Origin of the sequence: Pseudomonas sp. BT-42-2 (assembly GCF_025847435.2) — a bacterium.
GTDB lineage: Bacteria > Pseudomonadota > Gammaproteobacteria > Pseudomonadales > Pseudomonadaceae > Aquipseudomonas > Aquipseudomonas urmiensis.
Genome location: NZ_JAOYTM010000006.1, coordinates 216,882 through 239,187, shown reverse-complemented (window position 1 = coordinate 239,187; position 22,306 = coordinate 216,882). Strand labels below are relative to the sequence as shown.

General features: G+C 61.8%; 21 protein-coding genes. 13 read left to right on the top strand and 8 right to left on the bottom strand.

Annotation, left to right across the window (positions count from 1 at the left end; translation table 11 throughout):
• Positions 1 to 101: 101 nt before the first annotated feature.
• Both OIU19_RS05720 and OIU19_RS05715 read right to left on the bottom strand, forming a co-directional pair.
• Complete coding sequence (locus tag OIU19_RS05720) at positions 102 to 998, bottom strand: D-hexose-6-phosphate mutarotase (protein ID WP_264234054.1); 897 nt, start codon at positions 996 to 998, stop codon at positions 102 to 104.
• A 70-nt stretch (positions 999 to 1,068) separates the two neighbouring features.
• Entirely contained in the window at positions 1,069 to 1,467 is a 399-nt protein-coding gene (locus OIU19_RS05715; protein WP_003253317.1) for an acyl-CoA thioesterase, read from the bottom strand.
• A 359-nt stretch (positions 1,468 to 1,826) separates the two neighbouring features.
• Here OIU19_RS05715 and OIU19_RS05710 point away from each other — a divergent pair, with 359 nt between their 5' ends.
• The 8 genes from OIU19_RS05710 (at position 1,827) to OIU19_RS05675 (ending at position 12,397) form a co-directional block, all read left to right on the top strand.
• Positions 1,827 to 3,116 carry an MFS transporter gene (locus OIU19_RS05710; RefSeq protein WP_186553055.1) on the top strand — a complete coding sequence of 430 codons (1,290 nt, stop codon included), beginning with the start codon at positions 1,827 to 1,829 and terminating at the stop codon, positions 3,114 to 3,116.
• 215 nt (positions 3,117 to 3,331) lie between these two features.
• On the top strand, positions 3,332 to 4,330 hold the full coding sequence (locus tag OIU19_RS05705; protein ID WP_186553054.1) for a phosphate ABC transporter substrate-binding protein PstS: 999 nt from the start codon (positions 3,332 to 3,334) through the stop codon (positions 4,328 to 4,330).
• 137 nt (positions 4,331 to 4,467) lie between these two features.
• Positions 4,468 to 6,756, top strand: coding sequence for an ABC transporter permease subunit (locus OIU19_RS05700; protein ID WP_264234052.1), 2,289 nt, complete (start codon positions 4,468 to 4,470; stop codon positions 6,754 to 6,756).
• A 17-nt stretch (positions 6,757 to 6,773) separates the two neighbouring features.
• Positions 6,774 to 8,444, top strand: a complete 1,671-nt coding sequence (pstA, locus tag OIU19_RS05695) for a phosphate ABC transporter permease PstA (RefSeq protein ID WP_264234051.1) — start codon at positions 6,774 to 6,776, stop codon at positions 8,442 to 8,444.
• 73 nt (positions 8,445 to 8,517) lie between these two features.
• On the top strand, positions 8,518 to 9,351 hold the full coding sequence (gene pstB, locus OIU19_RS05690; RefSeq protein ID WP_186553051.1) for a phosphate ABC transporter ATP-binding protein PstB: 834 nt from the start codon (positions 8,518 to 8,520) through the stop codon (positions 9,349 to 9,351).
• A 148-nt stretch (positions 9,352 to 9,499) separates the two neighbouring features.
• A complete protein-coding gene (gene phoU, locus OIU19_RS05685; RefSeq protein WP_264234048.1) occupies positions 9,500 to 10,270 on the top strand; it encodes a phosphate signaling complex protein PhoU in 771 nt (256 codons plus the stop codon).
• Positions 10,271 to 10,433: 163 nt separating this feature from the next.
• Positions 10,434 to 11,339 carry a response regulator gene (locus tag OIU19_RS05680; RefSeq protein WP_264234046.1) on the top strand — a complete coding sequence of 302 codons (906 nt, stop codon included), beginning with the start codon at positions 10,434 to 10,436 and terminating at the stop codon, positions 11,337 to 11,339.
• A gap of 161 nt (positions 11,340 to 11,500) precedes the next feature.
• A complete protein-coding gene (locus OIU19_RS05675) occupies positions 11,501 to 12,397 on the top strand; it encodes a M23 family metallopeptidase (protein ID WP_264234044.1) in 897 nt (298 codons plus the stop codon).
• A 124-nt stretch (positions 12,398 to 12,521) separates the two neighbouring features.
• Here the strand turns inward: OIU19_RS05675 and OIU19_RS05670 are convergent, their stop codons facing one another.
• The 3 genes from OIU19_RS05670 to phoB form a co-directional block, all read right to left on the bottom strand.
• Positions 12,522 to 13,862, bottom strand: a complete 1,341-nt coding sequence (locus OIU19_RS05670) for a hemolysin family protein (RefSeq protein WP_186553047.1) — start codon at positions 13,860 to 13,862, stop codon at positions 12,522 to 12,524.
• Between the two features lie 184 nt (positions 13,863 to 14,046).
• On the bottom strand, positions 14,047 to 15,354 hold the full coding sequence (phoR, locus tag OIU19_RS05665; protein WP_264234042.1) for a phosphate regulon sensor histidine kinase PhoR: 1,308 nt from the start codon (positions 15,352 to 15,354) through the stop codon (positions 14,047 to 14,049).
• A 47-nt stretch (positions 15,355 to 15,401) separates the two neighbouring features.
• Entirely contained in the window at positions 15,402 to 16,091 is a 690-nt protein-coding gene (phoB, locus tag OIU19_RS05660; protein WP_003253341.1) for a phosphate regulon transcriptional regulator PhoB, read from the bottom strand.
• Positions 16,092 to 16,240: 149 nt separating this feature from the next.
• On the opposite strand from phoB, the gene OIU19_RS05655 reads away from it, so the two are divergent.
• Complete coding sequence (locus OIU19_RS05655; protein WP_186553045.1) at positions 16,241 to 16,612, top strand: hypothetical protein; 372 nt, start codon at positions 16,241 to 16,243, stop codon at positions 16,610 to 16,612.
• A gap of 174 nt (positions 16,613 to 16,786) precedes the next feature.
• On the opposite strand, the gene ubiA is transcribed toward OIU19_RS05655, so the two are convergent.
• Together ubiA and OIU19_RS05645 are read right to left on the bottom strand one after the other, a co-directional pair.
• Positions 16,787 to 17,677: a 4-hydroxybenzoate octaprenyltransferase gene (gene ubiA, locus OIU19_RS05650; RefSeq protein ID WP_264234038.1), complete on the bottom strand. Its 891-nt coding sequence runs from the start codon at positions 17,675 to 17,677 to the stop codon at positions 16,787 to 16,789.
• Positions 17,677 to 18,234 (bottom strand): chorismate lyase, encoded by a 558-nt coding sequence (locus OIU19_RS05645; RefSeq protein WP_264234036.1) that lies wholly within the window; start codon positions 18,232 to 18,234, stop codon positions 17,677 to 17,679. Before OIU19_RS05645 ends, ubiA begins: the two co-directional genes overlap by 1 nt.
• Positions 18,235 to 18,474: 240 nt before the next feature.
• Here OIU19_RS05645 and OIU19_RS05640 point away from each other — a divergent pair, with 240 nt between their 5' ends.
• From OIU19_RS05640 to OIU19_RS05625, 4 genes are all read left to right on the top strand, one after another.
• Positions 18,475 to 18,642 carry a rubredoxin gene (locus OIU19_RS05640; RefSeq protein WP_264234035.1) on the top strand — a complete coding sequence of 56 codons (168 nt, stop codon included), beginning with the start codon at positions 18,475 to 18,477 and terminating at the stop codon, positions 18,640 to 18,642.
• A 34-nt stretch (positions 18,643 to 18,676) separates the two neighbouring features.
• Positions 18,677 to 19,825 carry an NAD(P)/FAD-dependent oxidoreductase gene (locus OIU19_RS05635; RefSeq protein WP_264234033.1) on the top strand — a complete coding sequence of 383 codons (1,149 nt, stop codon included), beginning with the start codon at positions 18,677 to 18,679 and terminating at the stop codon, positions 19,823 to 19,825.
• A gap of 189 nt (positions 19,826 to 20,014) precedes the next feature.
• Positions 20,015 to 20,320, top strand: coding sequence for an HU family DNA-binding protein (locus OIU19_RS05630; RefSeq protein ID WP_264234031.1), 306 nt, complete (start codon positions 20,015 to 20,017; stop codon positions 20,318 to 20,320).
• A gap of 149 nt (positions 20,321 to 20,469) precedes the next feature.
• Positions 20,470 to 20,847 carry a helicase gene (locus tag OIU19_RS05625; RefSeq protein WP_264234029.1) on the top strand — a complete coding sequence of 126 codons (378 nt, stop codon included), beginning with the start codon at positions 20,470 to 20,472 and terminating at the stop codon, positions 20,845 to 20,847.
• A 36-nt stretch (positions 20,848 to 20,883) separates the two neighbouring features.
• Here OIU19_RS05625 and OIU19_RS05620 read toward each other — a convergent pair whose 3' ends face one another.
• On the bottom strand, positions 20,884 to 22,287 hold the full coding sequence (locus OIU19_RS05620) for an HDOD domain-containing protein (RefSeq protein ID WP_264234027.1): 1,404 nt from the start codon (positions 22,285 to 22,287) through the stop codon (positions 20,884 to 20,886).
• Positions 22,288 to 22,306 lie beyond the last annotated feature (19 nt).

Genomic DNA, 22,306 nt, shown 5'->3' with positions numbered 1-22,306 from the left:
TCTGGGCCGGCCTCATCGCGGGGCAAGGCCGCTCCCACGCAGCCCGCGTCATCAGGAGGCTGGCGTGGGAGCGGGCTTGCCCCGCGATGAGGTCGGTCAGATCAAAGCGCCTCGCTGCCAATCACCACGCTAAGGGCATGACTCGCCCCAGGCTTGAGCACTACTACATCATCCCAGACATTCGCCGTCTCGATGCATAGCATCCGCTGCCAGCCATCATCGGCCATGTCCGCCAGCTCCTTGGCGCGCTCGGTCCACGGGTTCCAGATCACTGCCGAGCGCGAGCCGCTGCTGGCCAGGGTAATCCGCCGATTCCAGTGCGGGTCGACGATGCTCAAGCGCTCAGGGGTGTGCAGATAGATCCGGTCGGTCTCCCCGGCAAAGCCCAGCGCCCCGGTTTGCGTGCGCTGCTGCCAATCGGCCAGGGTCTCGATGTAGTCCAGCCCCTGCACACCCTCAACGCGCGCCTGGCGCACATCGCTGACGGCGAAGTAGCTGTGCAGGGCCTGGCTGATGGTCACGCTGTCGTTGCCCAGGTTGTAGCTGGTCAGGGTCACGTGCAATTGCTCACCCAGCTCGATCAGCAGTTTCAACTCGACCTCATGCGCCCAGCCGGGCAGGTCGCCTTGCGCCTCGGGCAGTTCGAACTCGATCTGAAGGTTGGCGCCGACCTCTTCGACCCTGCGCAATTGCCAGTCGCGTCCGCGCGCCAACCCGTGGGCCGGAGCCTGGTCGCCTTTGTACATGGCTTGGACGGATTCGGGATTGCGCTGCAAGTTGCCAAACCACGGCCAGCACACCGGTACCCCGGCGCGCACGGATTTACCCTGGCGCAAGATGGCCTGGTCGCTCAGCCACAGCAACGGCGGTTCGCCGATTCGCTGATAGCTGAGGATCTGCGCGCCTTGCTGGGCGATCAGTAGTTCGGCATGAGCGCTGCTGATACGCCAGCAATTGAGCTCGCCGTGGAGCTCGGTTTCGACCTTGAAATTAGCCATACGCTTGTCTCGTTGATTGCATGTAGGCCTTGGACCTTGTGCCTTGCAACGAGTTTACCGCCAGCCAGGCTCAGCGACGAGGCACCGAACGGGTACGGCCACTGCCATCGATGGCGACGAACACGAACACCGCTTCGGTGACCTTGCGCCATTCGCTGGACAGCGGATCGTCGCTCCACACTTCGACCATCATCTGGATCGAGCTGCGGCCGATTTCCAGGGTCTGGGTATAGAAGGACAGTTGTGCGCCTACCGCTACCGGGACCAGGAAAGCCATGCGGTCGATCGCCACGGTGGCCACCCGGCCGCCTGCGACACGGCTGGCCATGGCGGTGCCGGCCAGGTCCATCTGCGCGACCAGCCAGCCGCCAAAGATGTCACCAAAGCCGTTGGTTTCGCGGGGTAACGCAGTAATTTGCAAGGCCAGGTCGCCCTGCGGGATAGGATCTTCTTGTTCGAGCTCAATCATGCCGTGGGGCCTCTGACCCGTGACGCTTCGTTGGTTGGCGCAATGAAGGACGCCGAGAAATCGATTCAGCTAAAAACATACTACGCTGATTTCGCTTCGCAGGGCGGCCGAAGGGAAACTCTGCGAAACCGCCTGAGCATAGTGACCGGCGTTTTCGCACAACATCCCACATCGGGAGCAACCTTTTGCTACGAATGGGCAGTATATAGAGCCTCACAGCCAGCGACGACCGCGCATTCATGAATATCTGTAGTGTTTTTGTATCGCTATGAGCGTAGCGCGCCAATTTGCTATCTTCGCTGCTCACCATTCCAGAAGCCGCGTGCCAAGCGGCCTGCACGACCTACAAGAGATAATCGATGACCTCCGTGCCCAGCAGTATCGAGCAGCCCTCGCGGCCGCTGACCCGCAGTGACTACAAGACGCTCTCATTGTCCGCCCTGGGCGGCGCGCTGGAGTTCTACGACTTCATCATCTTCGTGTTCTTCGCCACGGTAGTCGGCAAGCTGTTCTTCCCGCCGGACATGCCCGAATGGCTACGCCTGATGCAGACCTTCGGCATTTTTGCTGCCGGTTACCTGGCGCGCCCGCTCGGCGGCATCGTCATGGCGCACTTCGGCGACCTGTTGGGGCGCAAGAAGATGTTCACCTTGAGCATCTTCATGATGGCCCTGCCGACACTGATCATGGGCCTGCTGCCAACCTACGCGCAGATCGGCCTGTGGGCGCCGATCCTGCTGCTGCTGATGCGGGTCATTCAGGGCGCGGCGATTGGTGGTGAGGTGCCGGGCGCCTGGGTGTTCGTCTCCGAGCATGTGCCGGCGCGCAACACCGGCTACGCCTGCGGCACGCTGACGGCCGGGCTGACTGCCGGGATTTTGCTGGGCTCGCTGGTAGCGACGCTGATCAACACGGTTTATACCGTCGAGGAAGTGGCGGATTACGCCTGGCGGATTCCGTTCCTGCTCGGTGGTGTGTTCGGCCTGTTCGCGGTCTACCTGCGCCGTTGGCTGCATGAGACGCCGGTATTCGCCGAGATGCAGCAGCGCAAGGCGCTGGCCGAAGAGCTGCCGCTGCGCGCGGTGCTGCGTGATCACCGCGGGGCGATCATCCTGTCGATGCTGCTGACCTGGCTGCTGTCGGCTGGCGTGGTGGTGGTGATCCTGATGACCCCGGCGCTGCTGCAGAGCCTCTATCACATCAGTCCGACCGACTCGCTCAAGGCCAACAGCCTGGCGATCGTGCTACTCAGCCTGGGCTGCATCGGTTCCGGTAGCCTGGCGGATCGCTTTGGTGCGGGGCGAGTATTCGTGATCGGCAGCCTGGCGTTGCTGGTGACCTCGTGGACGTTCTACCACAGCCTGCCGACTCGGCCGGACCTGCTGTTCCCGCTGTACGCGCTGACGGGCCTGTGCGTCGGGGTGATTGGCGCAGTGCCGTATGTGATGGTCAAGGCGTTCCCGGCGGTGGTGCGGTTCAGTGGGTTGTCGTTCTCCTACAACGTCGCCTACGCCATTTTCGGTGGCCTGACGCCGATGGTGGTGACTGCGCTGCTCAAGCTCAGCCCGATGGCGCCTGCTTACTACGTGGCGGGGTTGTGTGCCGTTGGTCTGTTGGTTGGGCTTTACCTGTTGGCGAACAAGCGCTGAGTAATCGGTAAGGCTGGAGGATGTGGGGCCGCTGCGCGGCCTCAAAATTCCTCTGTCACCGCAAATTCTTTGAAACATCCTGAAAGGCCATCCCGCACTCGCGGTGATGGCCTTTCATCCAATTGTCACATTGGAGTCATATCGTGTTCATGCGGCCTGCAGATACTTGGGCCCGATCCATCCAACACCCCAAATATTCCTGCTAGGAGCAAGGCATGAAACTGAAGCGTTTGATGGCGGCCCTTACCTTCGCCGCCGCTGGCGTTGCCACCGCCAATGCGGTAGCCGCTGTCGACCCAGCAATCCCGACCTACACCAAGACCACCGGTGTTTCGGGCAACCTCTCCAGCGTAGGTTCCGACACCCTCGCCAACCTGATGACGCTGTGGGCCGAGGCCTACAAGAAGGAATATCCGAACGTAAACATCCAGATCCAGGCGGCCGGCTCCTCCACCGCGCCACCCGCGCTGACCGAAGGCACCGCCAACCTCGGCCCGATGAGCCGCAAGATGAAGGACGTCGAGCTGCAGGCCTTCGAGCAGAAGTACGGCTACAAGCCAACCGCCATCCCGGTTGCCGTCGACGCCCTGGCCGTATTCGTGCACAAGGACAACCCGATCAAGGGCCTGACCATGGCGCAGGTCGATGCGATCTTCTCCTCGACTCGCCTGTGCGGCGGCAAAGCCGACGTGAAAACCTGGGGCGACCTGGGCGTGACTGGCGACCTGGCCAACAAGCCAGTGCAGCTGTTCGGCCGCAATTCGGTATCCGGCACCTACGGCTACTTCAAGGAAGAAGCCCTGTGCAAAGGCGACTTCAAGCCTAACGTCAACGAACAGCCTGGCTCGGCTTCGGTCGTGCAGTCGATCAGCAGCTCGCTGAACGGCATCGGCTACTCGGGCATTGGTTACAAGACCGCCAGCGTCAAGACTGTAGCACTGGCCAAGAAAGAAGGCGGCGAGTTCGTTGAAGACAACGAAAGCAACGCCCTGAACGGCACCTACCCGCTGTCGCGTTTCCTCTACGTCTACGTCAACAAGGCGCCGAACAAGCCTCTGGCCCCGCTGGACGCCGAGTTCATCAAGCTGGTCCTGTCGCAAGCTGGCCAGCAGGTCGTGGTCAAGGATGGCTACATCCCACTGCCGAAGAAAGTGGTCGACAAGGCCATGGCGGACCTCGGTCTGTCGCACAACGGTAATGTTGCCAAGAAGTAAGTGAGACCCCGGTGAGGGCTGGCCTGCGCTAGCCCTCCCACCCATTCTCGGTCCGAAGCCAGAACTCCTGAGCGGCGGGCTTTTTTGCGTCAATGCACTGTCATGTTTTTGTAATACGGGACCGCTAGGGTGTGCGCATGAATGATCTGGCCAACTCCACCATGACCCAAAATTCTCCCCCCGTGCGGATTGATTTCAATACGCCCGAGTTGCAACGCAAGCGCAAGATGCGTGCGTTCAAGGATCGCCTGACCCGCTGGTATGTACTGGTGGGCGGGCTTGCCGTGCTGGCGGCGATTACCCTGATCTTCTTCTATCTGGCCTATGTCGTGCTGCCACTGTTCCAGGGCGCCGAACTGACCAGCAAGAAGGCCCTGGAGCCGACCTGGCTGCAGCAGGATGCCGGCAAACCGCTGATGATCGCCCTCGAGGAGCAAAACCTGGTCGGTATGCGTGTGTCCGATAAAGGCCAGGCGCTGTTTTTCGACACCAAGAGCGGTGCTGAAATCAATCGCGTGAACCTGCCCGTGCCGGCCGGCGCCCAGGTGACGTCGATCAGTACCGATCAGCCGGGTAGCCCGCTGATCGTGCTGGGCTTGTCCAATGGTCAGGCGGTGGTGTTCCACCACACCTACAAGATCACCTACCCGGACAACAAAAAGACCATCACCCCTGGCATCGATTTCCCGTATGGCCAGGAGCCGTTCGTGCTCGACGAGCAGGGCCGCGCGCTTGAGCACGTCAGCGTCAACGTCAACGGCGAGACCGTGACGGTAGCCGGTTCGCATGGTTCGCAACTGCTGGTGACCCAGCTGACTCGCGAAGAGAACATGATGACCGGTGAGGTCACCAGCGAGCAGAACCGCATCGACCTGCCGCAAATGACCGAGCCGGTGAAGGCGATCTTCATCGACCCGCGCCAGCAATGGCTGTATGTGGTCAACGGTCGCGCCCAGGCCGACGTGTTCAGCCTGCGCGACAAGAGCCTCAATGGTCGCTACAAGCTGCTCGACGACGGCCAGGCCGAGATCACCGCCAGTGCCCAGCTGGTCGGCGGTATCTCGCTGATCTTCGGTGATTCCAAAGGTGGCCTGAGCCAGTGGTTCATGGCCCGTGACCCGGATGGCGAGCAGCGCTTCAAGCTGATTCGCAGCTTCAAGATGGGCAACGCCCCGGTGGTGCAGATCGACGCCGAAGAGCGCCGCAAAGGTTTCATCGCCCTGGACAGCGCCGGCAAGCTCGGCGTGTTCCACAGCACCGCGCATCGTACCCTGCTGGTCGAGCCTGCCGCCGAAGGCGCGGGTATCCTCGCGCTGTCGCCACGCGCCAACCGCATCTTCATCGAAGAAGGCGGCAAGCTGCTGCCGCTGAGCCTGAAGAACCCGCACCCGGAAGTGTCCTGGAGCGCACTGTGGAGCAAGGTCTGGTACGAGAACTACGACGAGCCCAAGTACGTTTGGCAGTCGACTGCTTCGAACACCGACTTCGAGCCTAAGCTGAGCCTTTCGCCACTGACCTTCGGTACCCTCAAGGCCGCGTTCTACGCGATGATCCTGGCGGCGCCGCTGGCCATTGCCGCAGCGATCTACACCGCTTACTTCATGGCCCCTGGCATGCGCCGCAAGGTCAAGCCGGTGATCGAGCTGATGGAAGCGATGCCGACGGTGATCCTCGGCTTCTTCGCCGGCCTGTTCCTCGCGCCGTACCTTGAAGGCCACCTGCCGGGTGTGTTCAGCCTGTTCCTGTTGATGCCGATCGGTATCCTGCTGGCCGGCTTCACCTGGAGCCGCCTACCGGAATCGCTGCGCCTGCGTGTGCCGGATGGCTGGGAAGCCGCGATTTTGATCCCGGTGATCCTGTTCACCGGCTGGTTCGCCCTGTACATGAGCCCGTTCATTGAAACTTGGTGGTTCGGCGGCGACATGCGCCTGTGGATCAGCAACGACCTGGGTATCACCTACGACCAGCGCAACGCCCTGGTAGTCGGTATCGCCATGGGCTTCGCGGTGATCCCGAACATCTACTCGATCGCCGAAGACGCCGTGTTCAGTGTGCCACGCAGCCTGACCCTGGGTTCGCTGGCGCTGGGTGCTACGCCGTGGCAGACCCTGACCCGTGTGGTCATCCTCACGGCCAGCCCGGGTATCTTCTCGGCGCTGATGATCGGCATGGGCCGTGCAGTGGGCGAGACCATGATCGTGTTGATGGCCACCGGTAACACCCCGGTCATGGAGATGAACCTGTTTGAAGGCATGCGTACCCTGGCCGCCAACGTCGCGGTGGAGATGCCCGAGTCGGAAGTCGGCGGCAGCCACTACCGCGTGCTGTTCCTCGCCGCGCTGGTACTGCTGATGTTCACCTTCGTGATGAACACCCTGGCCGAGCTGATTCGTCAGCGTCTGCGCAAGAAATACTCGTCGCTTTGATAGAAAGGTAGAGATCCGTGAAAAAGGATTCCCTCAAAGGCTGGTTCAAGAGCGGCGCCCCCGGCGTCTGGATCAGCGGTGGCGCGGTCGCCATCGCAGTGATCATGACCGTGGGCCTGCTGGCGGTGATCGCCGTGCGTGGCCTGGGCCATTTCTGGCCGGCCGACCTGATCCAGGCCACCTATAAGGTGCCGGGCCAGGCTGATCATGTAGTCATCGGTGAAGTGGTACAGAAGGAAGAAGTCCCGCTGGCGCGCTTGAAGGGCGCCGGTCTGCCGGTGCCGGATAACGGCCCGGAGTTCATGACCCGCGAGCTGATCAAGGTCGGTAACCGCGACCTCAATGGCAGCGACTTCACCTGGGTGGTCGGTGACTGGCTGGTGGATCAAACCACCCCCGCCGAACTGATCGCCCTGGAGCGCCGCGAATGGGGCAACTTCTACGGTTACCTGGTCAGCGTCAAGGAGAACGGCAAGGTCGTCGCCGAAGGCCAAGCGGCCTGGACCGAACTGCAAGCGCGCCTCAAGCGTGCCAGCAAACTGGCCGGCGAGCTGCAGACCCTTGAGAAGAAAGACATCGGTGCGATCAACCATGGCCTGGAGCGCCTGCGCCTGCACAGCCGTAAGCTTGAGCTCGACGGCAAGCTGGACGCCGCTGCTCAGGCGGACATGGACGCCGAGCGCGCCGAGCTGAACAGCCGCTACAAGGCCATCGAAGACCGCCTCGGCGCGCTGCACAGCGAGTTCAGCCGTGACAGCCTGGTTGCCCGTGATGGCAATGGCCGCGAAGTCGAGATCAACCTGGACAAGGTGGTGCATGCCTATCAGCCAAACGGCATGGGTACCTTCACCAAGCTGGGTACCTACTTTGCCAAGGTCTGGGAGTTCTTGAGCGACGACCCGCGTGAAGCCAACACCGAGGGCGGTATCTTCCCGGCCATCTTCGGTACGGTGATGATGACCCTGATCATGGCCGTGATCGTCACCCCGTTCGGCGTGCTGGCTGCGGTGTATCTGCGTGAATACGCCCGCCAGGGCCCGGTAACGCGGCTGATCCGCATCGCGGTGAACAACCTGGCGGGTGTTCCGGCGATCGTCTACGGCGTGTTCGGCCTGGGCTTCTTCGTCTACGTGCTGGGTGGTTCGATCGACCGGCTGTTCTTCCCTGAAGCCCTGCCGGCGCCAACCCTGGGGACTCCAGGCCTGCTGTGGGCTTCGCTGACCCTGGCCCTGCTGGCCGTGCCGGTGGTGATCGTGGCTACCGAAGAAGGTCTGGCGCGGATCCCGCGGACCGTGCGCGAGGGCTCGCTGGCCCTCGGCGCAACCAAGGCCGAGACGCTGTGGAAGATCGTCCTGCCAATGGCCAGCCCGGCGATGATGACCGGCATGATCCTCGCCGTGGCACGTGCCGCCGGTGAAGTGGCGCCGCTAATGCTGGTGGGTGTGGTCAAGCTGGCGCCATCGCTGCCAGTGGACGGTAACTACCCTTACCTGCACCTGGACCAGAAGATCATGCACCTGGGCTTCCACATCTATGACGTCGGCTTCCAGAGCCCGAACGTCGAGGCCGCGCGACCGCTGGTGTACGCCACCGCGCTGTTGCTGGTGCTGGTGATCGCCACCCTCAACCTTTCGGCGGTGTGGATCCGTAACCACCTGCGCGAGAAGTACAAGGCGCTCGACCACTGAGCCTGATTAGCAAGCATGCCGCCTGCAAGCCGGGCGGCGCTTTGAAACGAATTGATAGCGTATGGAGTTGACCATGCAGCAAGAATCCCACACCCACGGCATCGACATGTCCGCCCTGGGTCGCGACAAGCAGAGCCTGCGCCTGGCCGAAGAGACCGTTGCCATCGAAGTGCCTGGCCTGTCCCTGTACTACGGCGACAAGCAGGCGTTGTTCGACGTCAGCATGAACATCCCCAAACAGCGCGTGACCGCCTTCATCGGCCCGTCCGGCTGCGGTAAGTCGACCCTGCTGCGCACGTTCAACCGCATGAACGACCTGGTCGATGGCTGCCGCGTCGAAGGCGAGATCAACCTGTACGGCAATAACATCTATCGCAAGGGCGAAGACGTCGCCGAGCTGCGTCGGCGGGTCGGCATGGTGTTCCAGAAGCCTAACCCGTTCCCCAAGACCATTTATGAAAACGTGGTCTACGGCCTGCGGATCCAGGGCATCAACAAGAAACGCACCCTCGATGAGGCGGTTGAGTGGGCACTCAAGGGCGCGGCCCTGTGGGATGAGGTCAAAGACCGCTTGCACGAGTCGGCGCTGGGCCTGTCCGGTGGTCAGCAGCAACGTTTGGTCATCGCCCGTACCATTGCCGTCGAGCCTGAAGTGCTGCTGCTCGATGAACCGTGCTCGGCACTCGACCCGATCTCGACCTTGAAGGTCGAAGAGCTGATCTACGAATTGAAATCCAAGTACACCATCGTCATCGTTACCCACAACATGCAACAGGCGGCGCGTGTCTCGGACTACACCGCGTTCATGTACATGGGCAAACTGATCGAGTTCGGTGATACCGATACGCTGTTCACCAACCCGGCGAAGAAACAGACCGAAGACTACATCACCGGTCGTTACGGCTAGAGGCCGCACGAACGACTCGGACCCTGTGGGAGCGGGCTTGCCCGCGAACAAGGGCGAAGCCCTTGCCATGCGCCGTAGGCGCCTGCTTCGCGGGCAAGCCCGCTCCCACACGAACAAACTTGAAGCTTGCAGCTCGCGGAGCGAACGCATGATCAACAAAGAAAGCCTTACCCATCACATCTCCCAGCAGTTCAACGCCGAGCTCGAAGAGGTTCGCAGCCACCTCCTGGCGATGGGTGGGCTGGTCGAGAAGCAGGTCAACGACGCCGTCACTGCGCTGATCGAAGCCGACTCCGGCCTGGCTCAGCAGGTGCGTGAAGTCGATGAACAGATCAACCAGATGGAGCGCAACATCGACGAGGAATGCGTGCGCATCCTCGCCCGTCGCCAGCCAGCGGCCTCCGACCTGCGCTTGATCATCAGCATCTCCAAGTCGGTGATCGACCTGGAGCGCATCGGTGACGAGTCGACCAAGATCGCCCGTCGCGCCATCCAGCTGTGCGAGGAAGGCGAGTCGCCGCGCGGTTACGTAGAGGTGCGCCACATTGGCGATCAGGTGCGCAACATGGTCCGTGACGCGCTGGACGCGTTCGCCCGCTTCGATGCCGAACTGGCCCTGTCGGTGGCCCAGTACGACAAGACCATCGACCGCGAATACAAGACCGCGCTGCGCGAGCTGGTCACCTACATGATGGAAGACCCGCGTTCGATCTCGCGCGTCCTCAGCGTGATCTGGGCCCTGCGTTCGCTGGAGCGGATCGGCGACCACGCTCGCAACATCGCCGAGCTGGTGATCTACCTGGTGCGCGGCACCGACGTGCGTCACCTGGGCCTAAAGCGGATGAAGGCGGAAGTCGAGGGGAAAGCCGGGGTCGAGGGTGAAATCGCTAATGTTCCGGCTGAATCGGACGATAAATAGGATTGCTCCCGAGCATGAACGCCCGGCCTGTGCCGGGCGTTTTCGTTTGCGGTCGAGCAGCCAGCAGGCACCCGCGAACAAGGTGAGAACTCCCGGCGTGACCAGTGGTTTGGCAAATGGCCATCAGTCAGCGGTATGCTAGTCGGGATCAAGAGGAGTATTGATGAGTAAAGTCAATGTGCTGGTCGTGGATGACGCGCCGTTCATCCGTGACCTGGTAAAGAAGTGCCTGCGCAATGCGTTCCCCGGCATGGTCATCGAAGACGCGGTCAACGGTCGCAAGGCCATGGCGATGCTGAGCAAGGAAACCTACGACCTGGTCCTATGCGACTGGGAGATGCCGGAGATGTCCGGCCTCGAACTGCTCACCTGGTGCCGCCAGCAGCCTGAAATGAAAGCCCTGCAGTTCATCATGGTGACCAGCCGCGGTGACAAGGAAAACGTCATTCAGGCGATTCAGGCCGGCGTGTCCGATTTCGTCGGCAAACCGTTCACCAACGAGCAGCTGCTGACCAAGGTGAAGAAGTCGCTGAGCAAGATCGGCAAGCTGGACAGCCTGCTGGCAGGTGGGCCGGCGCGGGTCAATTCGGCATTCGCCAACGATTCACTCAGCGCCCTGACCGGTGGGCGGCCTGAAGCGGTCAAAGCTGCGCCAGCCCCGGCTGCTACTGCTGCTGCCAAACCGCTGATCAATGCCCCCACTCCGCGTACGGCGGCTGCCGCTGCGCAGAGTGGTCGCGGCCAAGGCCAGTTGCGTTTGTCCAGCGGCACCCAGCAATGCGTGATCAAGGCATTGAGCCTCAAGGAGGCGCTGCTGGTCGTGCGTCGCAGCGCCAACCTGCCACAAGTGTTGGAAGGCGCGGTGCTGGACCTGGAGCAGGGCGAGAACGCCGAAGTGGCGCGGCTCAACGGCTATCTACATGCCGTTGCGGCGCTGGAACCCAAGCCTGAGAGCGACTGGTTGCAGCTGACGTTCAAGTTCGTCGACCAGGATGCGCAGAAGCTCGATTACCTGTCGCGACTGATTGCCCGTGGGACTACCCAGAAGCACTTCACCCCGGGCGCTTGAGCGCCGGTTCAGGACTCATCGTGCAGCAAGCCCAGCTCGTGGCAGCGGGCTTGCCCCGCGATGAGGCGCGCACTGCCTGATCCAGGCGACCAACTGCACCTACACCCCCGGCACTGGGCTGCTAGGCTTCGACAGATCTAACCTGTCAAAAAGCCACTATCATGCCCAGCCGCCTGCTGCTGTTCTGTGCCTTGCTCCTGGCGTCAGCGTCGAGCCTGGGCATGACCATCTACAAGACCACTGACGAATTCGGAGTGGTGTCCTACTCCGAGCGGCCAAGCCCGGGTGCTAAACCTCTGATTTTCCGCGAACCGATGGTCGAACGTTTGGAAGGCCAGGTACGCCTGAACACTGAGGCTTTCGCTGGAGGCGTTCGGTTTTCGGCACGTAACGAGCTATTCGCACCCGTCGAGGTCGAGTTACGGCTGCTGCGCTTGAGCAATGCCGTTGGCGGCAATGCACCGCGTATCGTCCGGCGGGTGCTACCGCCGCGCTCGACTCAGGTGCTCAGCGTGGTGAAGGTGCGGCCAGGCGCGAAGTTGGGTTATCAGAGCAAGTTGAACTACGCCATGGGCGACCCGGTGCAGCGGCCACAGGCGTTTCGCTACCCGTTCCCCTGGCGTGGCGGGCCATTCCGTCTGACCCAAGGGCCGAACGGTCGCTACAGCCATTTTGGCGCCAAAGGCCGCTACGCCATGGACATCGCCATGCCAGAAGGTACGCCTATCGTCGCGGCGCGTGGCGGGGTGGTGGTGAAGATCGAGAACAGCCAAAGCGGACGCGGCACCCATCCTTCCGGCAATTTTGTGCGCATCCTGCACCCGGACGGCACCATGGGGGTGTACCTGCACCTGATGCGCGGATCGGTGGTGGTGGGGGAAGGTCAGCGGGTGGGGCAGGGCGAGGTCCTGGCCAAGTCGGGCAATACCGGTAACAGCAGTGGGCCGCACCTGCATTTTGTGGTGCAGCGCAATGTCGGGTTGTCGCTGGAGTCGATTCCGTATCAGTTCGACCGGCCGCTTGGTGGGCTACCGAATTTCACTGCCGGCAATCCCTGAAATCCTGGGGCTGCTCTACAGCCCCATTTCCTGCAAGGCAGCTAGGTATCTGGACTACCTGTAGGCGCTGGCTTGTCGGGGCGCCGAACCGCTGCGATGGGCCGCAAAAAGCAGCCCCAGTGGGTCAGTCGAGCTTGAGCACCTTGGCTAGCACGATCTTCGGCCCTTTCATCTTCTTGATGATGATCCGCAGCCCTTCCACCTCGAGCAGTTCTTCTTCCTCAGGCACCCGCTTGAGCGTCTCGTACACCAAGCCTGCCAGGGTCTCCGCCTCGATGTGGTCAAGGTCCACGCCCAACAAACGTTCGACCTTGAACAGCGGTGTATCACCGCGCACCAGCAATTTGCCCGGCTGGTAAGCGAGGATGCCGCGCTCGGTCTTGCGGTGCTCGTCCTGAATGTCGCCAACCAACACTTCCAGCACGTCCTCCATGGTCAGGTAACCGATCACCTTGCCATCGGCTTCCTCGACCAGCACGAAGTGCGCACCGCCCTTGCGGAACTGCTCCAGCAGCTGCGACAGCGGCATGTGTCGGGACACACGCTCCAGCGGCCGGCACAAGTCTTCCAGGTCGATGGTGCCGGGGATGTGGTCCAGGTCGGCCAGCTCCAGCAACAGATCCTTGATGTGCAACAGGCCGGTGAACTCCTCACGCTCGGCGTCGTACACCGGGTAGCGGCTGAACTTGTGCCGGCGGAACATCGCCAGGATTTCCTTGAGCGGCGCCTTGGCGTCGAGGCTGATCATGTCTTCGCGGGAGTTGGCCCAGTCGACCACTTCCAGCTCGCCCATCTCCACGGCCGAGGCCAGCACGCGCATGCCTTGGTCGCTAGGGTCCTGGCCGCGGCTGGAGTGCAGGATCAGCTTGAGCTCTTCGCGGCTGTAGTGATGCTCATGGTGCGGACCAGGCTCGCCCTGGCCCGCAATGCGCAAGATGGTGTTGGCGCTGGCGTTGAGCAGGTAGATGGCCGGGTACATCGCCCAGTAGAACACGTACAGCGGCACTGCCGTCCACAGTGACAGCAGCTCGGGTTTGCGGATCGCCCACGACTTGGGCGCCAGCTCGCCGACCACGATATGCAGGTAGGAGATGACGAAGAAGGCGACGAAGAACGAGATGCCCTTGATCAACTCTGGCGTATCGACGCCAAGGTAGGCCAATAGCGGTTCGAGCAAATGTGCAAACGCAGGTTCACCGACCCAGCCCAAGCCCAGCGAGGCCAGGGTGATACCCAGCTGGCAGGCCGACAGGTAGGCGTCCAGTTGGTTGTGCACCTTGCGCAGTATGCTGCCACGCCAGCCATGCAGTTCGGCGATCGACTCGACGCGGGTGGAGCGCAGCTTGACCATGGCGAACTCGGCGGCAACGAAAAAGCCGTTGAGCAAGACCAGGAACAGCGCAAAAAGAATCATGCCGAAGTCGGCAAACAGAGAGGTAAAGCTGATACCAGGGGAAGGGTCCATGATGGGGTTTTACGGGGTCCGTCTTCGAAAAGGATGAAAAACAAGTGCCAGCAGAGGCTGGCACAGGACAGCCAATGTAGCGGCTGAGGCCGCAAAAGCAAAGGGTATGCTGCTGTGGAGCTGGCTTGGCGGGGCGCCGAAGCGCTGGGATGGACCGCGGAGCGGCCCCAGCGATGCTTGGCGCTTATGCTTTGTTGGACACCAGCTGTCCCGGCGCAAAGTGGCAGGTAAAGGTACTGCCATGCCCCGGTACACTGCTGATCTCCAACCGGCCGCGATGGCGCAGCAGCACATGCTTGACGATCGCCAAGCCCAACCCGGTGCCGCCAGTGTTGGAGTTGCGGCTCGAATCAACCCGGTAGAAACGCTCGGTCAGGCGCGGCAAATGCTTGGCATCGATGCCCATCCCCGAGTCTTGTACCGACAGATGCGCGCCTTGCTCGTCCGACCACCAACGAATACGGATGTGGCCTTCATCCTGGGTGTACTTGACCGCATTGAACACCAGGTTGGAAAACGCGCTGCGTAGCTCCGACTCGCTGCCCTTGAGATAAACCCCGGGCGCCGCCTCCAGGCTGATCCGCTGGTTGCGCGGCCCGGACAGGGCCAGGGCGTCGCTCTTGATCGCATTGAGCAGGGCATCCACCGCCACTGGCTGGTTGTCCGAGGGGTAGTCGGTGGCTTCGAGCTTGGCCAACAGCAGCAGGTCGTTGAGCAGGGTCTGCATGCGTGAGCCTTGCTGGCTCATCTGCTGCAGCGCCCGGCTCCAACGGGGGTTGACGTCTTCGACGTTGTCCAACAGCGTCTCCAGGTAGCCGGTGATCACCGTCAGTGGCGTGCGCAGTTCATGGGAGACGTTGGCGACGAAGTCCTTGCGCATCTGTTCGAGCTGATGGATGCGCGTGACATCGCGCACCAGCATCAGATGCTCGTTGTTGCCATACCGGGTGATATGCAGCTGGACCCGCATGCGGTCGTTGATCGGCGAGGGAATTTCCAGCGGTTCGAGGTAGTTCTCCGCTTCGAAGTATTCCTTGAAGCGCGGGTGACGGACCAGGTTGGTCACCTGCTGGCCGCCGTCCTGCGGGGTCTTGAAGCCCAGCAGGGTCTCGGCGGCGCGGTTCCACCATTCCAGGTTGCCATCGCTGTCGAGCATGATCACCGCATCGCGCAGCGCGGCGGTGGACTCCTGGACCCGGTCGATCACGGCCTGCAGCCGGCCGCGCACACGTTGGTCGCGCCGTTGCAGGTGATAGATGCTGTCGAACACTTCACCCCACAAGCCATAGCCGTCGGGTGGTGCTTCGTCGGGTTGATGGTTGCGCAGCCAGTCGTGCAGGCGCAGCAACTGCTTGAGGGTCCAACCCAGGTAGAGCGCCAGGCCAAGGGCCAGGCTCCAGCCGTAATAGCCGCTGATCAATCCGCCGATCAGGCAGACGGTGATCAACAGCAGCAGGTGACGAATCAGGGTCGCGTGCCAGTTCTGGTTCAATTGACGGTCCTTGTACAGCGGCGTGCAGCTAGGCGCTCGGGCTTCGATCAGCTCTTGGTCGAGAAGCGATAGCCGGTGCCCCGGACGGTTTGTACCAGATTTTCGTAGGCCTCACCCAGCGCTTTGCGCAGGCGACGGATGTGCACGTCGACGGTGCGCTCCTCGACATAGACGTTGCCGCCCCAGACCTGGTCGAGCAACTGGCCACGGGTATAGGCGCGCTCCTGGTGGGTCATGAAGAACTGCAGCAGGCGGTACTCGGTGGGGCCCATCTCGGCCGGCTTGCCATCGATGGTCACCCGGTGGCTGATCGGGTCGAGCAGCAGGCCGCCGACTTCGATTGGCGCTTCGCTGTCGCTGGGGCCGGTGCGGCGCAGCACGGCCTTGAGCCGGGCCACCAGTTCACGCGGCGAGAAGGGCTTGGTGATGTAGTCGTCGGCGCCGACTTCCAGGCCCTGGATCTTGTTGTCCTCTTCACCCTTGGCGGTCAGCATGATGATCGGGATGTCGCCCGTCAGCTCGTCGCGCTTCAGGCGGCGGGCCAGCTCGATGCCGGAGGTGCCCGGGAGCATCCAGTCGAGCAGGATCAGGTCTGGCTTGCGGTCGACGATGATGGCGTGGGCCTGTTGCGAATTTTCCGCTTCCAGGCAGTCGTAGCCGGCCATTTCCAACGCAACGGCGATCATCTCGCGAATCGGTGCCTCGTCGTCGACGATCAGAATGTTCCTGCCAACCATGCTCAAAACCTCTCCTGGATACGGTGTCTTGGCCCGCATTAGATAACGGAATTATTGCAGTCGTGTGACATGTCGTGGGCCGTTGCGGCAAGTATGGATGACTGAGCTAGGCTTTAAATCCCACACCCGAACAAAAACGGTGAAATCCAATGACACGAAAAACGCTGAACTGGATGGCCCTTTTCGCTGTGCTGGCACTGCCGGGCGTGGCATCTGCCCACCATGCCATGGAGAAAGATGGCATGTGGGTCGACCATGACGGTATGACGCTGTACACGTTCGACAAGGATGCCGGCGGCAAGTCCATGTGCAACGGCGATTGTGCCAAGAACTGGCCGCCGTTGATGGTCAAGCCGGATGATGAAGCGGCCAAAGGCAAGTGGACCCACATCACCCGCGACGATGGCAGCATGCAGTGGGCCTATGACGGCAAGCCGCTGTATACCTTCGTCAAGGACAAGAAGGCAGGGGAGACCACGGGTGATGGCATGAAGGACGTTTGGCACGTTGCCAAACCTTGAAGCGCCCTACGCACTGACAAGTTTGGGTCTGCGTTGCGGCCCTTTGCGGGCAAGCCCGCTGCCACAGGGATAGCCAAGCTCTGAAGAGTTGCGCGGAACTTGTGGGAGCGGGCTTGCCCGCGAAGGGCCGCAACGCGGCCCCAATGCAGACGCCCCCAAGCTCAAATGGTGTGTTCAAGCCAACGCGTAGTCCAGCACCACCCCAATAAACACCAGTAACCCCGCCCAGTGATTGTGTAGAAACGCCTTGAAGCACGAGTCGCGATCGAGCTTGCGCGTCGACCAGAACTCCCAGGCAAAACACACCGCCGCACCCATCAGCCCCAGGTGGAACCAACCGCCCAGCTCGAACTGATTGCCCGCCAACAGCAAGCAGCCCAGCGACAGCATCTGCAAGGTCAGGATGATCGCCCGGTCTGCTTCGCCGAACAGGATGGCGGTGGATTTCACGCCAATCTTGAGGTCGTCATCACGATCGACCATCGCGTAATAGGTGTCGTAACCCACCGTCCACAGCAGGTTGGCGATGTACAACAGCCAGGCGCTGGCCGGCAGCTCGCCGCCCGCTGCGGTGAAGGCCATCGGGATACCCCAGGAGTACGCCGCGCCCAGCACCACCTGAGGGTAGTAGGTGTAGCGTTTCATGAACGGGTAGCAGAACGCCAAGGCCACCGCGCCGAACGACAGCCACACCGTGCGCGCATTGGTGCACAGCACCAGCAGGAAGCTCACCCCCACCAGAATCGCGAACAGCACCAGCGCCTCTCGCGATTTCACTCGGCCGCTGGCAAGGGGGCGGTCGGCGGTGCGTTTGACGTGGCCATCGACCTTGCGATCGGCAAAATCATTGATGCAGCAACCCGCCGCACGCATCAGGACCACGCCCAGCCCGAAGATCAGTACGTTGGCAACACTAGGCGAGCCATCGCCGGCGATCCACACCGCAGCCAGGGTCGGCCATAACAGCAGGTAGATGCCAATGGGGCGGTCCATGCGGCTCAGTTGGACGAAGTCCCAGGCGCGTGGGTGCAGGCGGTTGAGCGACTTGAGCAGTTGCAGGTACATCAGCGGTGGTCCTCCTTGTCCGCTTGCCACAGCGCCGGTAGGAACACTTCGGCCACCAGCAGGTCGAGGCCATCGCGCTCAAAGCGCGAGCGCCGGCCCCATAGGCCGTTAGCGGCAGTTTCAGGCGGCAGCCAGGCCTGTGGATAAGTACACACTTGCAGGGGGTGGCGCACAAACGCCTGGTCGCAGAACAACAGCTCGCCGAGCGAGCGACTGCCGAGCGTTTCCAGATCCAGGCCACCACGCTCCAAGGCGCTGCGTGCGGCCACGCTGCGGGCGAATACCCACGGCTGGCCGTGGCCGCGTAGGTACACCTCGCGCACCCAGCCTTGCGCGCCTGGCTCAAGGTTCAGGGCCTGGCATTCATCGTCACGCAGGGGCTGCCAGCCCTCGAACAGCGGGGTCACGGAGAAATGATCGTGGGACAGGGCGGTCAGACGGCGGGTCAGAGAACCCTCGTCGAAGAGCCAGTCGAGGGTAGGCTGGTCGATGTCGGCAGCCAGCTGTGAATACGCCAGCCACGCGACAGCGGCTGCTTGCGAGGATTCGTACGACACGTCGGTATGCTTGTTACAGCCAGAGAGGCGGCGAGCTTAGCATGTTTGCCCATGCTGCTTGCATACTGCTGGCAGGGCCAGTACAAAGCCCCCTGGCTGCCGCGCACGCCAAGAATCTGCAGTCGCGGGCATGCCTGCTACACGCTTGCTTTGTGGTTCGGGACAACGTGGCAGCAGGCTTGCCCCGCGATAGCCCCACAAAGCAGCGGTGCCAAGCCTGAGCCTGACGAGGAGGTATTGATGAAGAAGTGGCAATGTATTGTCTGTGGCCTGATCTACGACGAAGCAGAAGGTTGGCCGGATGACGGCATCGCTCCAGGCACGTGCTGGGAAGATGTACCAGAAGATTGGCTGTGCCCAGACTGCGGCGTGGGCAAGATGGACTTCGAAATGATCGCCATCGGCTGATCGCAACGCTATTCAACGAACGAGGAAGCATGACATGACGTCCCCTGTGGTGATCATTGGTACCGGCCTTGCGGGCTACAACCTGGCCCGGGAGTTTCGCAAGCTCGATGGCGAAACGCCGCTGTTGCTGATCACTGCCGACGACGGTCGTTCTTACTCCAAGCCGATGTTGTCCACCGGCTTCGCCAAGGACAAGGACGCCGACGGCCTGGTCATGGCCGAACCTGGTGCCATGGCCGAGCAGCTCAAGGCCGAGATCCGCACCCACACCCGCATCAGTGGCATCGATCCTGGCCACCAGCGTTTATGGATCGGTGAAGAAGCGGTCGAGTACCGCGACCTGATCCTGGCCTGGGGCGCGCAGACCGTACAGGTGCCGATCGAAGGCGATGCTGGCGAGTGGGTGTTCCCGATCAACGACCTGGAGGACTATGCGCGCTTTCGCGCCGCGGCCGCAGGCAAGCGTCGGGTGCTGATCCTGGGCGCTGGCCTGATTGGCTGCGAGTTCGCCAATGACATGAGCCTGGGCGGATTTCAGGTCGACGTGGTCGCACCCTGCGAGCAGGTGATGCCGACCTTGCTGCACCCGGCGGCCGCTGGCGCGGTCCAGGCTGGCCTTGAGCGCTTGGGTGTACGTTTGCACTTGGGCCCGGTATTGACTCGTCTGCAGTGTGTGGCTGATGGCCTGGAGGCGCACCTGTCGGACGGCAGTGTGATTGCTTGCGATCTGGTGGTCTCGGCCATCGGCCTGCGTCCACGCACCGACCTGGCCGCCGCTGCCGGGTTGCAGGTCAATCGCGGCGTGGTGGTGGATCGCGAGCTGCGCACTTCACACGCCAACATCTTCGCCTTAGGAGACTGCGCCGAAGTCGCGGGGATCAACCTGTTGTACGTGATGCCATTGATGACCTGTGCTCGTGCGCTAGCGCAAACCCTGACCGGCAAACCGACGGCAGTTTCCTATGGGCCAATGCCGGTCACCGTGAAGACCCCGATTTGCCCGTTGGTAGTCTCGCCACCACCACAAGGCCGTGAGGGTAACTGGCAGGTCGAAGGGCAGGGCGCCGATCTCAAAGTGCTGTGCCGCGATGCGCAGGGCAACCTCCTGGGCTACGCCTTGACCGGCACGGCCGTGATGGAAAAGCTGGCGCTGAATCGGCAGTTACCGCCACTCATGGCGTAAACGGCGGGCGTTCTGTCGGGTTTACCTTGTTGTTGAAGGCACATTGGCCGCCCAGACACTGGCGCGGTCCCTATCGGCGTGCCATTCTCAGTCGCGTCTGCCGCAGTTTAGAGCCTGCGGCGCCTTGAGCGCTGCTTTGCCAAGCAGCACGGCAATAACAACAAGAATTCCCGTCCAAGAGGCTTCACTATGCGTAAACCAGAACTCGCCGCCGTCATCGCAGAAAAGACCGATTTGACCAAGGAAAAGGCCAATCAGGTGCTGAATGCGATCCTAGACAGCATCACGGATGCCCTCGACAAGGACACCGTCACCTTGGTCGGCTTTGGCACTTTCGAGAAGCGTCATCGTGGTGCCCGCACCGGCAAGAATCCGCAGACCGGTCAGCCGGTTAAGATCAAAGCCAGCAACACTGTCGCCTTCAAACCCGGCAAGAACCTGAAAGACAGCGTCAATCCGCCGGCTGCTGCGGCCAAATCCGCAAAGAAAAAGTAATCACTGGTTAATGCTTCAACTGTGATCCGAACGGGCGCCCATGTGGCGCCCGTTGTGCTTTACACACGGTAACTGTGGCGAACTTGCATAAATAGGTCGGGATAAGGATAAACTGCGCGACTCAGTCATTTTTCAATCGAGGCGCGTCGATGAAGTTTCGTTTTCTTCTCTGGGCCATGGGGCTGCTGATGGCGCGGGCCAGTCGCAATAACCCGGCGTTCCAGCAGCAATTGCGCGACAAGGAGCTGGTGTTCCAGATGCAGACGCTCGATGGCAAGGTCGCTCGGCACTTCCTGGTCAGTAACGAGCGGATCAGCAGCAAGGGCGGCCAGCACCCGCAGCCGGCGTTTGCCATTGCCTTCAAGGACGCCGCGTATGGCTTTGCCACCCTGCAGGCGGGCAACAAGCAATTGGCGTTCATGCAGGGCATTCAGGACAAGAGCATCCAGATCAAGGGCAACCCGGCGCTGGTGATCTGGTTCCAGGGCTTGATGAAGTACCTGAAGCCGAAAAAGAACAAGGCCTGAGAGTATTGGGCCGCCCAAGCGGTCCCAATTATCAACTCAGTGCGGCGTCTGGAACTGCGAAGCCAATTCGCGCAACAGCGCCTCTGCCTCCAGTACCTTGCTGACCACATCTTCAGCCTTGTCCCGGCTCAGCCCCAGACGCTCGAACAGCGCATCCGGAATCTCCTCCTGCGGCCCCGAGCCAATCCCACGCGAGCGCAGCAGGCGCGTAGCCAGGCAAACCAGATTCGGATATGCCGACAACTCGCCATCGTAGGATGGGTCGTGCTGGAAACGCAGGGCCGTGCGCAGCTCATCGGGCATATCCCACAGCTTCATCAACCAGGCGCCGATCTGCTCACGGCTGATGCCCAGCAAATGCTGCTCGACGTAGGTATGGCACAGGTGCGGATTGACCTCCAGATGGCGGCAGATCAGCGAGAAGTGCGGCGGGAATACATGCGCCAGCAGCAGGTAGCCAAAGTTGTGCAGCAGGCCGGCCAGGTAGGTCAGGCCGCTTTCGGGGCGCTCGGCGCGGGGCATGGCGCGGGTCAGGCCCTCGATGACAGCAGCGGTGTAGATCGACTGCTGCCAGTACGGGGTTGCCTGTTGCGGATGGTCTTTCGGCAGGCTCAAGGTCTTGCCCAGGGCCAGGCCCAGGGCGAGGTTGATCACCAGATCGAAGCCCAGCACGCGCACGATGGCGTCTTCCACCGAGCGGATCTTGCCGGGCGAGGCGTAGTAGGGCGATGCCGCCCAGCTGACGACCTGGGCGGCCAGGGCCGGATCGGTCTCGACCACGCCGGTGATGTCATCGATGCTGGCATTGGGGTCGACGCGCAGCTTGATGATCTTCTGCGCGGTGTCGGCCAGCGGCGGGATCTCGATGGTCTCTTCGAGACGTTTCTGGATCCGCCGGGCGGTGAAGTTCTCCACAGCCTGGGTGATCTCATGGCGGTCGTCGTCCGGGCGATCGAGGTTCGGCCGAATGTCTTTGAGCTCCTGGCCAAAGCTGCTGGCGCTGGCTTTGACGAGTAACTTCTTGAAGTTCTTTTGTTCGATCTCCAGCAATAGGCCAGCTTCCCCGGAGTGAATCCGCACGGTTTCGACATCCAGCAGACTCTTTTCATACTGGCAGGGCGAACTGGTCAATGCCGGGATGGCTGGCAGATTCTTGAGCTGATGCTTATCGAGCATGTGCTTGAGCCGCTCAACCGGAACGGCGGTGAGTTTGCGGCCAGTCAGCTCGGTCAGGCGATTCAGGTCCAGCAGCTGGCTCTGCGGGAACAGCACCATCAAGGCGCCGATCTCATCGTCGAGCAATACTGCCTGAACGCGAGAGGCGGCGGGCAACGACGGGTGCTCAGGCACTTCGCAGTAGGCTACGCCGAGTTTGTCGAGCAACAGCCGGATGACAGACGGTGCGTGTAGGGTTGCGGTGTCCAGGGCAACTTCAGTCATGGTCTGTATCCAAGAAATT

Bases quoted from the DNA above. Each gene is read 5' to 3' on its own strand.
- OIU19_RS05710 (WP_186553055.1), top strand. From the start codon at position 1,827: ATGACCTCCGTGCCCAGCAGTATCGAGCAGCCCTCGCGGCCGCTGACC.
- OIU19_RS05635 (WP_264234033.1), top strand. From the start codon at position 18,677: ATGACGTCCCCTGTGGTGATCATTGGTACCGGCCTTGCGGGCTACAAC.
- OIU19_RS05655 (WP_186553045.1), top strand. From the start codon at position 16,241: ATGACACGAAAAACGCTGAACTGGATGGCCCTTTTCGCTGTGCTGGCA.
- OIU19_RS05700 (WP_264234052.1), top strand. From the start codon at position 4,468: ATGAATGATCTGGCCAACTCCACCATGACCCAAAATTCTCCCCCCGTG.
- OIU19_RS05720 (WP_264234054.1), bottom strand. From the start codon at position 998: ATGGCTAATTTCAAGGTCGAAACCGAGCTCCACGGCGAGCTCAATTGC.
- pstB (WP_186553051.1), top strand. From the start codon at position 8,518: ATGCAGCAAGAATCCCACACCCACGGCATCGACATGTCCGCCCTGGGT.
- phoB (WP_003253341.1), bottom strand. From the start codon at position 16,091: ATGGTTGGCAGGAACATTCTGATCGTCGACGACGAGGCACCGATTCGC.
- ubiA (WP_264234038.1), bottom strand. From the start codon at position 17,677: ATGTACCTGCAACTGCTCAAGTCGCTCAACCGCCTGCACCCACGCGCC.
- OIU19_RS05625 (WP_264234029.1), top strand. From the start codon at position 20,470: ATGAAGTTTCGTTTTCTTCTCTGGGCCATGGGGCTGCTGATGGCGCGG.
- OIU19_RS05675 (WP_264234044.1), top strand. From the start codon at position 11,501: ATGCCCAGCCGCCTGCTGCTGTTCTGTGCCTTGCTCCTGGCGTCAGCG.
- OIU19_RS05715 (WP_003253317.1), bottom strand. From the start codon at position 1,467: ATGATTGAGCTCGAACAAGAAGATCCTATCCCGCAGGGCGACCTGGCC.
- OIU19_RS05680 (WP_264234046.1), top strand. From the start codon at position 10,434: ATGAGTAAAGTCAATGTGCTGGTCGTGGATGACGCGCCGTTCATCCGT.
- OIU19_RS05705 (WP_186553054.1), top strand. From the start codon at position 3,332: ATGAAACTGAAGCGTTTGATGGCGGCCCTTACCTTCGCCGCCGCTGGC.
- OIU19_RS05630 (WP_264234031.1), top strand. From the start codon at position 20,015: ATGCGTAAACCAGAACTCGCCGCCGTCATCGCAGAAAAGACCGATTTG.
- phoU (WP_264234048.1), top strand. From the start codon at position 9,500: ATGATCAACAAAGAAAGCCTTACCCATCACATCTCCCAGCAGTTCAAC.
- OIU19_RS05640 (WP_264234035.1), top strand. From the start codon at position 18,475: ATGAAGAAGTGGCAATGTATTGTCTGTGGCCTGATCTACGACGAAGCA.
- OIU19_RS05620 (WP_264234027.1), bottom strand. From the start codon at position 22,287: ATGACTGAAGTTGCCCTGGACACCGCAACCCTACACGCACCGTCTGTC.
- OIU19_RS05670 (WP_186553047.1), bottom strand. From the start codon at position 13,862: ATGGACCCTTCCCCTGGTATCAGCTTTACCTCTCTGTTTGCCGACTTC.